The sequence below is a fragment of the Salegentibacter lacus genome (genome assembly GCF_020164555.1).
Classification (GTDB): domain Bacteria; phylum Bacteroidota; class Bacteroidia; order Flavobacteriales; family Flavobacteriaceae; genus Salegentibacter; species Salegentibacter lacus.
The window spans coordinates 1-12,632 of sequence record NZ_JAIQZB010000025.1 but is presented as its reverse complement, the minus strand read 5'-3'; the positions used below and the strand labels follow the sequence as shown (position 1 = coordinate 12,632).

The following is a 12,632-nucleotide window of genomic DNA, read 5'->3' as shown; positions in this document are numbered from 1 at the left end:
ATTTCTGGTTATTTTCTGTTAAGAATTAAAAAAGCACAAGATGCTAATTTACTATATTTGAAAATAAATACATCTTAATATTTTGCATCCCAAAAAAATCTTTATCCTCCTTCCCGACGGGGTTGGTCTTAGAAATTTTGCTTTCACTTCTTTTGTGGAAATTGGAAAAGAATTGGGTTGGGAAGTGATCTTTTGGAACCATACCCCTTTTGATCTTAACAATTTAGGCTATAAGGAAATCAAACTTAACGGAAATGCCCGCCCAAAAACTGATCTTTTGAAACGGGCAAAAATAATTTCAGAGCTCGACTACTGGACCCAGAAATTTTCGGACCCTGTTTATCAGGATTACAAATTTCCTGCCTCGAAGAAAAACCTAAAAGCGCGGATAAAAAATTTTATTGTCGATCAACTAATCAGCCGAACCAAAGGAGAAGCAGGCTTGCAGCGATTGATAACCCAAATGAAGGCCTCAGAGAGGAAGGGGGAATTTCATGAAGATTGTAAAGCAATTCTAAAAAAAGAAAAACCCGATTTTCTATTCTGTACCAATCAACGACCGGTAAATGCTATTGCACCTTTAACAGCGGCACAAGATCTGGGTATACCTACCGCCAGTTTTATTTTTTCCTGGGACAATCTGCCCAAAGCAACCATGGTGGTGGAAACCGATTATTATTTTGTTTGGAGTGAACACATGAAAGAGCAATTGCTAAGCTATTATCCGCATATAAAATTAAAACAAGTGGTTGTAACGGGAAGCCCTCAATTTGAGCCTCATTACGATCTTATCCTTAGACAAAGCCGCGAAACATTTTTTAAAGAACATGGACTCAATCTTTCAAAGAAATACATATGTTTTAGCGGGGATGATATCACCACTTCTCCAGATGACCCACAATACCTTAATGATCTAGCAGAAGCAGTAGAAAAACTAAATTTCCAGAGACACAGGCTGGGCATTATTTTTAGGCGGTGTCCTGTAGATTTTTCCGATAGATATGACAAAGTATTAGAGAAGTATAAAGATTTAATAGTTCCAATCGCACCCAAATGGGAAAAAACCGGAGAACAGTGGAACACTGTTTTACCTACAAAAGAAGATCTAAGCCTTCAAATAAATACGATTCTGTACTCAGAAATGGTTGTTAATGTCGGTTCCTCGATGGTCTTTGATTTCGCAATCTTCGGAAAGCCCTGTTTGTATCTTAATTATGAGGTAAGAAATAAAACCCAGGGCGACTGGAGTCCTGAAAAGGTTTATAAATTTGTGCATTTTAGATCAATGCCTACCGGAGAAGAAGTTTATTGGTTAAATTCAAAGGATGAAATCCCAACTAAATTGGAAGAGGCTTTAAAAAATCCAAATGAGAAAACTAAAAAAGCCCTGGATTGGTTTAAAAAAATAAATATTGATCCTGCTGATAAAGCTTCGAAACGAATATGGGAAAAATTAGAGAAAATTCTGGATCAAAAAACCACTGAAAACTGAGAACCGATAACTCACAACCGACAATGCATCTAGCTTTCCTCACCCCAGAATACCCCCACTCCCACTCCACCCCTTCCGGCGGACTTGGCACCAGTATTAAAAACCTGGCAGAGCAGTTGGTAAAAAAAGAGTTTCGCATAAGTATTTTTATTTATGGGCAGGAAGAGGATAAAGTTTTTGAAGAAAACGGAATCAGCTTTTATTTTATTAAGCAGCTACATTATGATTTCTTTGGTTGGTATCGCTACAGGAAATACCTGGAATTCTATATTAATAAAGTGATATTGGATAAGAAGATCGATGCCCTGGAAGCCCCGGACTGGACAGGGATAACAGCTTTTATGAAGTTTCAGTGCCCCCTGGTAATAAGAATGAATGGCAGCGACTCTTATTTTTGTTGGTTGGAAGGTAGGCCGCAGAAGAAGAAGAACTTTTGGTTTGAAAATTTGGCTTTGAAAAATGCAGATCATCTGCTCTCAGTAAGCGAATTTACAGCTTCAAAAACCCGGGAAATCTTTGGTTTGAAAAAAGAAATCAAGGTAATTCCCAACTCGGTAGATGTAGAGGCTTTCAGGTCAACAGGAGAAGCACCAACCCCTGACACCATTCTGTATTTCGGAAGCATTATCAGGAAAAAGGGAGTACTGGAACTGGCCCATATTTTTAACCTAATAAACCAACAAAACCCTAATGCCCGCCTGATCATGGCCGGAAGGGATGTACCCGATATAAAAACCGGAAAATCTACCCGTGCCTTGTTTGAGAAACTACTGAATGATGAGAGTCGGAAAAAAATTACCTGGACAGGAAGTCTGCCCTACCAAGAAGTAAAAGCACAAATCTCTAAAGCGGCAGTGATTGTGCTTCCCAGCTTTGCCGAAGCCCTGCCCATGACCTGGCTGGAAGCTATGGCTATGGAAAAAGCCCTGGTAACTTCAGATATCGGTTGGGCCGAGGAGGTGATGCAAAACAGGTTAACGGGATATACCGTAAATCCTAAAGACCATGCTAGTTATGCAGAAAAGGTTCTATCTCTTCTTGAAAATAACGAATTAGCAGAGAAAATGGGGGAAGCGGCGAGGAAAAGGGTGGTGGCAAAATTTTCCACAGAGGTGGTGGTGATAGAAAATATCAGGTTTTATGAATCGGTGATTCGGTAATTCGGGATTCGTTAATTTGGGAGTTGGGATTGGTTAATTTGTTAATTGGGTATTGGGAATGTTTGTTGTTTGGGGTTGTGAGTTCTCCGTTGTCGGTTCTCGGTTGTCTGTTTGAGCTTTTAGTTCTCAGTTGTTGGTTCGGATGTCTGTTTTGGGGTTTTGGGTTGTCAGTTCTCGGTTGTGAGTTGTAAATAAAAATCTCTCGTTGGGTTCGAGTAACTTTGGATAGCGATCACAGAGCAAGGGTGTATCGAAAAACATATAGTAATTCTAAATATCAAACACTTCTCGATACATACCGACTACCGCCTAACACTAGAAGCCAATGTGGGTACTTTTACTCTCAACCAACTGCAATTCGATACCACTCATAAGTCTGTATAATTCCTTCTTCCAGTGCTATCTCTGCCTGCCAACCTTTGTTTTTCAGCTTTTCGACATCCAGTAATTTTCTGGGAGTGCCGTCGGGTTTGGACTGGTCCCAGAATATTTCTCCGTGGTGACCGGTGAGCTTTTGAATTATACCTGCCAGTTCATCTATTCGAAGGTCTTTTCCGGTTCCCACATTATAGATAGTTTCTTCCAGCTTATGTTGCAGGCTAAACAAAACCGCCGAGGCCAGGTCATCTACATGCATAAATTCCCTCATAGGGCTTCCCGTTCCCCAAAGCTTTACCGGCGCATGATCCCGGTTTTTTGCTTCATGGAATTTTCTGATCAGTGCAGGAAGCACATGCGAGGTTTTCAGGTCGAAATTATCTCCCGGGCCATATAAATTTGTGGGCATCAGGCATACAAAATCCTTTTCATATTGTCGACGCAAAGCTTCGCAGGCTTTAATCCCGGCGATCTTTGCCAGGGAATACCATTGGTTGGTAGGTTCCAGCTCGCCAGATAATAGGTATTCTTCTTTAATGGGCTGAGGAGAATGTTTGGGATAGATACAGGAACTTCCGAGGAAAATAAACTTTTTTATACCGTAGTTGTGGGCCGCTTCAATAACATTATTCTGTATTTGCAAATTGTGCATAAGAAATTCATATGGAAATTCATTATTGGCCCAAATGCCTCCTACTTTTGCCGCAGCCAGGATCACTACTTCCGGGCTTTCCTCTTCAAAAAACCGGTTTACGGATAACCTGTCCCTGAGATCAAGTTCCCCGGAGGTTCTCCCTAAAAGATTGGTATATCCTGCCCTTGATAATTTTCTCCAGATAGCCGAACCTGCCATTCCTTTGTGACCTGCTATATATATTTTTGTTTCCTTATTCATTTAATCCGTGTAATCTGTTTTAAACCTTGAAATCTTTCACTTACTCAAAGTAATTTAAAGTGGTAAAGCCTCCATTTTTCAGGTGTTGTTCTTTCAGCATCAGTATCAGGTCGCTCTCCATCATTTCTTTTATCAAATCTTTTAAATCATATTCCGGTTTCCAGCCTAACCTTTTATGAGCTTTTGACGCATCACCTACCAGCAGATCTACTTCCGCAGGTCTAAAATACCGTGGGTCGATATTCAGAATTTCCTTACCTATCTCAAGCTGAAAACGTTCATCATTACAGGATTTTACCAGAGCCTTTTCCTCAACTCCTTCTCCCCTGAACTCCAGCTCTATTCCCGCTTCTGAAAAAGCCATCTTAACCATATCCCTTACTTTGGTGGTGGTACCGGTTGCAATTACCCAGTCTTCAGCTTCTTCGGCCTGCAGGATCATCCACATCATTCTTACGTAGTCTTTTGCATGCCCCCAATCTCTTTGTGCATCCAGGTTTCCCAGGTAGAATTTATCCTGTAAGCCTAAAGCGATCCTTGCCACTGCCCTTGTGATCTTCCGACTTACAAAGGTCTCTCCCCGTAAAGGGGATTCATGGTTAAATAGAATACCGTTACAGGCAAACATCCCGTATGCCTCCCGGTAATTAACCGTGATCCAGTAAGCATAAAGCTTTGCGACACCGTAGGGGCTGCGAGGGTAAAAAGGAGTGGTTTCCGATTGCGGACTTTCCTGAACCTTTCCAAATAATTCAGAAGTTGAGGCCTGGTAAACCCTTACCTTTTTCTCCAGTCCCAGTAACCTTACCGCATCGAGAATTCGAAGGGCGCCGAGTCCGTCGGTATTTCCCGTATATTCCGGAATTTCAAAGGAAACCTGCACATGACTCATTGCTGCCAAGTTATAGATCTCATCAGGCTGGATCTCTTTGATGAGACGGATAAGATTTGTACTATCGCTCATATCTCCGTAATGGAGAACAAAGTTTCTATTCGTCTCGTGAGGATCCTGGTAGAGGTGGTCTATCCTGGAGGTATTGAACTGTGAAGATCTGCGTTTAATCCCATGCACTTCATATCCTTTTTTCAGAAGAAATTCACTTAAATAGGCTCCATCCTGACCGGTAATTCCTGTTATTAATGCTTTTTTCATCCTTTTCTTTTATTTTCCGGCAACAAACCGGTAAATACCTGACCAAGGTAAAAGAATTTTTATTTCCTGAGTTCTCAGTTTATTCAAAAAAGGACTTTTTTTGGGGTTTGGGGTTTAGAGTTGCGGGTTGCAAGGAAAATAAAAAGTTTCAAAAAATTATTAAAAAATAGGCTTTTTATAAATAATCAATTGACTTCGGGTGAGGGGTTTGTTTATGATTCGGGGGAGCTTGGTTTCGGTTTTTAATGCCCACTTTTTAAAATTATTTTTTTGCGCTCCCCATTTAAAAAATCGGCTAAAACGTTCCAGGGTGCCTACCGGAATGATTTCCACTTCTGTAAAAAACTTTCTGCCTGCTTTTTCAAAATGAGAAGAACTAAAGCTTCTGTCGGGATGCGGATCATTTTTTTTCCATTCAGCAAAGTCGGTTTTGTGAAATTTTGATGGTCTGTTTTTAACCGGAACATACCAGCGAAACTCATCGAGTAACTTTGAGTTAACCGCCGGTTCAAAAAATCGGGCTTCCCCATCTTCTTTTAAAAGTCGGGCGGTTTCTTTTAAAAACTGTTCTTCAACCGGTAATTCCAAATGATGTAAAAATGCCTTCCCAACCACAAAATCAAATTGCTTTGACTCCAGGTCATTTTCTAAAAAATCCCCACTTACAAAACGAATAGGAAATTCGAATTTATAGGCTTCATTTAAAGCTTCTACTATTTTACCACTGGAATCTGCTATATCATTGGCATAAACCTCAGCGCCAAGAGCAGCCATTACCGCCGCATTTACACAATCGCCACAGCCCATTTCCAAAACTTTTTTGCCTTTTATTTTTTCTCTGAAGTTTCTTTGGTAAAGTGCAAACCAGCTGGTTTCAGTAGTAGTCGCCGAAGCAAGGAATTGATCGAGATTATTGATCCAATGAAGGATATTCTTTATGTTGTAGTTGGCATAAAGCTTCTCATAATGCAGTTTATTTTTATCCTGGTTAAGATTTGAACTCATTGCCTATTTTCTGTTTTGCTAAAAATATAAAATTGAAGTGAAAGTAATAAAACTAATTACCTGCCCATAAAATTCAGCACGTCAGTTCGAGTGGCGGTATTTGAGCCTAAGCGAAAATAACGCTGTATCGAGAACAGATTCGCAATACATATCCCTGAATTTGCGTGGTTTATTGCCCGGTGAAGGTACACTCTCAACAAAGGATCACCACGCTATAAACTCAAATCGAATAGGTTTTTAAGGTGTAGACTTCTCGATACACGTCATATTCCACTATCGTTAGGTATAAGCCTACTCCGAAGTGACGGGAAATTACAAAAAATAAAGCAGGATATCCCAGGCCTGGTCGAGACGTCAGGCCGAGTGAATTCAATCGGCGGCAGCAAGATTGAATTTGTATCGAGGACTTCTCGATGCACATTATACTCCAGTGGCAATAGGTATAAAGCTACTTGAAGTGACTGCCTATTTAAATTTCTTCTTTGCTAAATTCGGTAATTCTTCAAAACTACCTTCTATCAAAGCTTCTTTCTTAGCTTTCGACCATTTTTTTATCTGCTTTTCGCGCATTATAGCTAATTGAATATCTGTAAACTCAGCATAAAAAACCAGACTTAGTGGACGGCGTTTTGCAGTATAACTCCCCGGATGAATTCCATTATAATGCTCAATAATTCTCTTATCCAGGTTAGAGGTAACACCCGTGTAAAAAGTTGCATCAGCGCATTTAAGAATATAAACGTAACTGAGTTTCATGCTATAAGTAAATAAAGACTTCTCGATACAATCCCGATTCCATCGGGATCACTCGAAGTGACGGTGCGATTACAAAAACAAAAACTAAGTTGTCCTACAATTTGTAGAAACGTCAGTCCGAGTGAATTCAATCGGCGGCAGCAAGATTGAATTTGTATCGAGGACTTCCCTATGCACGCTGTCACTTACTTTCTTTTAGCATAAGAGCTCATAAACTCAAGCCTAAAAGGGACAACTTTCCAACAAACCTTTCTGGATTTTTTCTAATTGATCAACTTTAGGTAAAAGTGGTTTATCCTGCATTAATACAAGCAATTCTTCAGCCGTTTTGCCATTTTCAATAAAGTCGGCTTTATAAAACGGGATTTTTAGTGATTCAAAGTAATCCTGATACTTGATCCCGTTTCCAAAGATCTTATCGGAAAACTCTACCCAAAGCCCCGGAATTTTATAGGCGTGGGCAACAATTAGTCCGTGAAGCGAAGAGGAAATTATGTTTTCACAGCTTAAGATTTCCCTGGTAGTTTCTTCCACATCCATAGTGAGCAGATCTATTACTTTTATTCCAGGTTTATCCCCAAAAAATGCTACTGCTGTTTTATAATCGTGATAATGCGGAACTACCCCGATCTTATATTTTTTCTCCACCTGGGGATTATAATACTTCGGAAGTAAAAGCGCAGGATCTCCATATACGTCAGGACAATTATAGCCCAGCTTCAATAAAAAACCCCTGGTTTGCGGTCCTCGCACTGCCCTAAAGTCGGCTTCAGCAATTTCCTGCTCGTGGTCTATAATGCCACTCCCCCAAACAATACTGTGCTTAGTTGCATGGTGGAGAATACTGCCGACCGCAAGAAAATTTGTTTTGCTCCTTTTATACCAGGGCTGCTTTTTAGGCTGAACAAATTTCACCGGTTTTCCGCTAATCTTTTCTACCAGGTATTTTGAAAGCAAATCGCCATAATTCTCCTTTTCCCTGAAAATAAATTTGATCTCACTCCAGTAAAACAAAGGAATTTGTTTTTCCCGATAAGTGTTGTGTTTTGACTTTTTCAAAAGTGATATTTTGGGGTTACTAAGGCCAGGCCTAAAAACTCAAATATATTGAAAATTATGTTTAGTCGGTAGACCTGAGTCTTTAGACGGGAGTCGGTAGTGAAGCAATCTGTCCAAATTATAAAAATTGCTTCTTTTAAAAGATTACCGTGCTCCTGAGTCGCTCGTAATGACAGTAGGAATCAAGAGAAAAGACTAAAAAATATTCGTGGATTCTTGGCAAAGCTTTTATTGGATTAGCCCTTAGATAGTAGTTTTCATCTAACTACTACAGACTACCGACTTAATTTCCGCCATAGATGCCCGAAACAATAACATTTCCCAACAGAATTGCTACTTTAGCGATACCAGTCTCCCAACCAAATAAGGGAGCTAAAGGAATTTACTTATAACCACAACCGATAACTGACAACTGAAAATGCCCAAACGTAAAATATGCGTGGTCGTTACTGCCCGACCTTCCTACAGCCGGATTAAAACTGCCCTTACAGCAATACAGGAACACCCCAAACTGGAACTACAACTAGTTATTGCAGGATCGGCTCTCCTGGATCGATACGGAAACGCGGTAGATTTTATTGAAAAAGACGGATTTGAAATTGCGGCGAAGGTTTTTATGGTACTGGAGGGAGAAAATCCTACCACCATGGCCAAAACCACCGGCCTGGGAGTGATGGAACTCACCAATGTTTTTTACAACCTGAAACCCCATGCAGTGCTCACCATTGCCGACCGGTTTGAGACCATCGCTACTTCTATAGCAGCGGCTTATCAAAATATACCTTTAGTTCACATCCAGGGAGGTGAGGTTACTGGTAGTATTGATGAAAAAGTTAGGCATGCGAACACCAAACTGGCCGATCTTCACCTGGTGGCTTCAGAAGATGCCAAACAACGCGTAATAAAACTGGGGGAAAATCCTGAAAAGGTGATAAACACCGGCTGCCCTTCTATTGACCTGGCAAAAGAGATTTCAGAATATCCATTTCTCGATTTTGATCCTATTGAAAAATACGGGGGTGTGGGTTCTAAACTCAACTGGAAAGAAGGCTATATTGTAGTGATGCAACATCCGGTTACTACCGAATATAAACAGGCAAAAGTACATGTTACCGAAACTCTAAAAGCAATTAAAAAATTAGATATTCCTACTTTTTGGTTCTGGCCAAATGTAGATGCAGGATCTGATGGGACATCTAACGCAATACGAACTTTCAGGGAACTGGAAAAGCCGGAAAATATACATTTTTTTAAAAATATGGAACCGACAGATTTCTTAAGGCTTTTAAAGAATTCTAAAGCACTGGTAGGCAACTCCAGTGCCGGTTTAAGGGAGTGTGCCTTTTTGGGAGTGCCGGTGGTTAACATTGGAAATAGGCAATTTCGACGCAATCGGGCTACGAATGTTACTGATGTAAACTACAATTTAAATGAAATTTTAAAGGCGACCGAAAACGCAATCCAAACCGAACATTTTGAATCTTCCGATATCTACGGAAATGGAAATTCAGGAATAAAGATTGCTGAAATTTTAGCCACTTCAGAATTAACCTATAGCAAAACAATTACCTATTAAAATTTAAACTGCTTCAGTATGAAAATTTTAGGACTAATCCCTGCCCGGGGCGGCAGCAAAGGTATTCCCGGGAAAAACATTAAACTCCTGGGGGGCAAACCACTATTGCAATACACTTTTGAAGCGGCAAAAAACTCAAAGCTTTTAAATAAAGTAATCCTAAGCTCAGACGACGAAGACACTATTCAAATTGCAAAACAGCTTGAGCTTGAGGTTCCTTTTAAACGTCCCGAGCATCTGGCAGAAGATTCCAGTTCCAGCCTGGAGGTTGTGAAACATGCGGTGAAATACTACATGGATAAGGGAATTGAATTTGATGCGGTATGTTTGCTACAGGCAACCACGCCATTTCGAAAACCCGGACTTATAGATGAATGTATCCTGAAATTTCAGGACAATAATTTCGATTCGTTGGTAACAGTAAGAGAAGTGCCTGAGGAATATAATCCGCATTGGGTTTTTGAAGAAAGTGAGGGATCTTTACAAATCGCTACCGGTGAAAAAGAAATTATAAGCCGAAGACAGGATTTACCAAAAGCCTATCATAGAGACGGAGCGATTTATATTACTAAAACCGAAGTACTCTTAAATGAAAATTCCCTTTTTGGCAAGAAGATAGGTTTTGTTGATACTTCCGCTTCTCCTTATGTAAATATTGATACCCCGGAAGATTGGAGAAAAGCAGAACAAATGTTGGAAAAGTTAAAAGCTGAAAGAAAGACAAATGGGATTTAAATTTTGTCTTGTTTGAATTCGAAAATATTGTTCTAAGTATCTCGTCACTTCGAGTGGCCCGACGGGAGTCGGGATGTATCGAGAAGTGAATAATTAATAGCAAATTATAAAAAGAATGTGCGGAATCGCAGGAATTGTTTCAACAAAGGCTAATAGCGAAAAACTTCAGCAAATGCTGAAACTTCAACATCATCGTGGCCCGGATCACACCGGGAATTATGTTGATTCCGGCTATAGCACCCTGGGACATAACCGACTTTCAATTATTGACCTTTCTGCAAAAGCCAATCAGCCATTTAAAGATAATTCCGGGCGCTATCACCTGACTTTTAATGGGGAGATCTATAATTACAAAGAGTTAAAACAAGAATTAAAAGCCCATTATAATTATAAAACAGAATCTGATACAGAGGTTTTACTGGCAGCATTTATAGTTTGGGGGAAATCCTGCCTCAATAAACTTAATGGAATGTTTGCTTTCGCTATTTGGGATAGTAGAGAGAAAAAACTTTTTGCTGCCCGGGACAGGTTTGGGGTAAAGCCTTTTTTTTATTCCGAAGAAAACCAGGAATTCTATTTCAGTAGTGAAATTAAAGCTATAAAAAGCCTTTTAAAGTCGAACCAACCTAATGAACAGGTGTGGGCTAATTATTTTGCGTACGGTTCTTACGGGATGCCCTCAGAGACTTTTTACACTGATATATATCAACTCCCGGGAGGACATTTTCTGGAATATCAATCAGGAAATTTAAAAATTAGGAAGTGGTACGAGTTTGAAAAAAGCCTGTCCAAATATTCTAATAACTTATCTTTTGAAGAAGCTAAACAATCTTATTCTGAAATTTTAACCGATAGTATTTCCCTAAGATTTAGAGCCGATGTTCCTATTGGCTTTAATATTAGCGGCGGAGTGGACAGCTCGCTATTGCTGGCTTTGGTAAACCGGCTTCACGAAAACAGACATATTCAGGCTTATACCTTTTATACCGGTGACGAAAATTATGACGAGCTGCCGTGGGTTCAGAAAATGATTGAAACTACTCAGAATCCGCTCACAAAAGTTAAAATTCATCAGGGTGATGTAATTGAAAAAGCACAGTTTCTAAGCGATATCCAAGATGAACCTTATGCCGGTTTGCCCACTTTAGCTTATGCGGCATTGTTTGAAACCGCAAAAAAAGACGGAGTAAAAGTTCTGCTCGATGGTCAGGGAATGGACGAGCAATGGGCGGGGTATGATTATTATCAAAATTCCGGAAATACAGCGACTATTCAGGGAATCGGGAAAAACACTCCGTTTCGATTGAAGGTGCTAAATGAGGAATTCAGACAATTAGCTAAAAAACCGGTCTATCCTAGGCCATTTGACAATAATTTACAAAACCTGCAGTACAGGGATCTTTTTCACACCAAGATTCCACGTGCATTGAGATTCAATGACCGGATTTCTATGGCTTATAGCACAGAATTAAGAGAACCTTTTTTGGATTACAGAATGGTTGAATTTGCCTTTTCCCAGCCGAAATCATATAAAATTCATAATGGGATTCAGAAATATTTAATCCGTGAAATACTTAAAGAAATCGCTCCTCAAGATTTGAGTTATGCTCCCAAACGTCCGCTGCAAACCCCTCAAAGGGAATGGTTGGGTAATGAGTTAAAGGGTTTTACAGAAGAAAATTTAGAAAAACTAAGATATTCCCGTGTTTCACATTGGTTTGACTTTGAAGAAATGCAAAGGGAATGGAGTAATTATAAAGCCGGAGACAACCAAAGTAGTTTTCATATTTGGCAGTGGATTAATGCGGGGCTCTTGCTTAGCCGATAGACGGTATTAGTTCCAGTTTGCTGCAAAAAAAACTATAAAAATAAAAATCAAATTCAAAGCAAAAGCTCCTCACCTTTTTTCAAGGAGAGGTGGATTTTCGTTTGCAAAACGAAAAGACGGAGAGGTTCTTTGTTTTGTTAATTCGTTAATTGGGGAAATTATTAATGGGAACTAGGAAGAAAAGATTACTGCGCTCCTTCGTTGCTAGTAATAACGTTGAGAAAAAATCTTCATTGTGATGAGTCCCGATAACTATCGGGACGACTGAAGCAATCTCTTTCTCATAATATAATTGCTTTCAAAAAAACACCCATTGTTAGTCGCAGTCGAGAAGGCGTTAGATTTTTTCTATTCAGAGATTACCAAACTCTTTCGTGAATTACCTCATTAGCTCAGGTGTTTCGAGAAGTATCCTGACTACCCAGAGACCCTTCCGTCACATCAAAGATGTGCCACCTTCCCTTAAAAAAGCTACCGTGTGTACACAAATGTACTATTTTAGGAGTATGAATATAACTGAAGATACTCATGGGTTTTTCCCGAACTATTCGGGATATCTGTCTGACCCTCGTTTAGAACGAAGATGTCAGCAATT

The 12,632-nt window shown here is 39.8% G+C and carries 10 protein-coding genes; 5 read left to right on the top strand and 5 right to left on the bottom strand.

The features are described from left to right. Positions 1-82 precede the first annotated feature (82 nt). Both LB465_RS16290 and LB465_RS16285 read left to right on the top strand, forming a co-directional pair. Positions 83-1,492, top strand: a complete 1,410-nt coding sequence (locus LB465_RS16290) for a glycosyltransferase family 28 protein (RefSeq protein ID WP_224470986.1) — start codon at positions 83-85, stop codon at positions 1,490-1,492. 23 nt (positions 1,493-1,515) lie between these two features. Continuing rightward, the gene (locus LB465_RS16285) at positions 1,516-2,652 is read left to right on the top strand and encodes a glycosyltransferase family 4 protein (protein WP_224470985.1); all 1,137 of its coding nucleotides are present in this window, start codon (positions 1,516-1,518) and stop codon (positions 2,650-2,652) included. Positions 2,653-2,995: 343 nt separating this feature from the next. Here the strand turns inward: LB465_RS16285 and LB465_RS16280 are convergent, their stop codons facing one another. The 5 genes from LB465_RS16280 to LB465_RS16260 all read right to left on the bottom strand — a co-directional run bounded on the left by LB465_RS16280 (position 2,996) and on the right by LB465_RS16260 (position 7,898). Next, positions 2,996-3,925, bottom strand: coding sequence for a GDP-L-fucose synthase family protein (locus LB465_RS16280; protein WP_224470984.1), 930 nt, complete (start codon positions 3,923-3,925; stop codon positions 2,996-2,998). A gap of 40 nt (positions 3,926-3,965) precedes the next feature. Next, a complete protein-coding gene (gene gmd / locus LB465_RS16275) occupies positions 3,966-5,078 on the bottom strand; it encodes a GDP-mannose 4,6-dehydratase (RefSeq protein WP_224470983.1) in 1,113 nt (370 codons plus the stop codon). A gap of 159 nt (positions 5,079-5,237) precedes the next feature. After that, on the bottom strand, positions 5,238-6,083 hold the full coding sequence (locus LB465_RS16270) for a class I SAM-dependent methyltransferase (protein ID WP_224470982.1): 846 nt from the start codon (positions 6,081-6,083) through the stop codon (positions 5,238-5,240). A gap of 465 nt (positions 6,084-6,548) precedes the next feature. Next, on the bottom strand, positions 6,549-6,839 hold the full coding sequence (locus LB465_RS16265; protein ID WP_224470981.1) for a GIY-YIG nuclease family protein: 291 nt from the start codon (positions 6,837-6,839) through the stop codon (positions 6,549-6,551). A gap of 222 nt (positions 6,840-7,061) precedes the next feature. Then, positions 7,062-7,898 (bottom strand): polysaccharide pyruvyl transferase family protein, encoded by an 837-nt coding sequence (locus LB465_RS16260; protein WP_224470980.1) that lies wholly within the window; start codon positions 7,896-7,898, stop codon positions 7,062-7,064. Positions 7,899-8,316: 418 nt separating this feature from the next. Here LB465_RS16260 and neuC point away from each other — a divergent pair, with 418 nt between their 5' ends. The 3 genes from neuC (at position 8,317) to asnB (ending at position 12,037) form a co-directional block, all read left to right on the top strand. Next, positions 8,317-9,474, top strand: coding sequence for a UDP-N-acetylglucosamine 2-epimerase (neuC, locus tag LB465_RS16255; protein ID WP_224470979.1), 1,158 nt, complete (start codon positions 8,317-8,319; stop codon positions 9,472-9,474). 18 nt (positions 9,475-9,492) lie between these two features. Next, positions 9,493-10,209 (top strand): acylneuraminate cytidylyltransferase family protein, encoded by a 717-nt coding sequence (locus LB465_RS16250; RefSeq protein ID WP_224470978.1) that lies wholly within the window; start codon positions 9,493-9,495, stop codon positions 10,207-10,209. Between the two features lie 115 nt (positions 10,210-10,324). After that, the gene (asnB, locus tag LB465_RS16245) at positions 10,325-12,037 is read left to right on the top strand and encodes an asparagine synthase (glutamine-hydrolyzing) (protein WP_224470977.1); all 1,713 of its coding nucleotides are present in this window, start codon (positions 10,325-10,327) and stop codon (positions 12,035-12,037) included. Positions 12,038-12,632 lie beyond the last annotated feature (595 nt).

Excerpts from the sequence above, each read along its gene's own strand:
- LB465_RS16250 (WP_224470978.1), top strand. The coding sequence starts at position 9,493 with ATGAAAATTTTAGGACTAATCCCTGCCCGGGGCGGCAGCAAAGGTATT.
- LB465_RS16270 (WP_224470982.1), bottom strand. The coding sequence starts at position 6,083 with ATGAGTTCAAATCTTAACCAGGATAAAAATAAACTGCATTATGAGAAG.
- gmd (WP_224470983.1), bottom strand. The coding sequence starts at position 5,078 with ATGAAAAAAGCATTAATAACAGGAATTACCGGTCAGGATGGAGCCTAT.
- LB465_RS16280 (WP_224470984.1), bottom strand. The coding sequence starts at position 3,925 with ATGAATAAGGAAACAAAAATATATATAGCAGGTCACAAAGGAATGGCA.
- asnB (WP_224470977.1), top strand. The coding sequence starts at position 10,325 with ATGTGCGGAATCGCAGGAATTGTTTCAACAAAGGCTAATAGCGAAAAA.
- LB465_RS16285 (WP_224470985.1), top strand. The coding sequence starts at position 1,516 with ATGCATCTAGCTTTCCTCACCCCAGAATACCCCCACTCCCACTCCACC.
- LB465_RS16265 (WP_224470981.1), bottom strand. The coding sequence starts at position 6,839 with ATGAAACTCAGTTACGTTTATATTCTTAAATGCGCTGATGCAACTTTT.
- neuC (WP_224470979.1), top strand. The coding sequence starts at position 8,317 with ATGCCCAAACGTAAAATATGCGTGGTCGTTACTGCCCGACCTTCCTAC.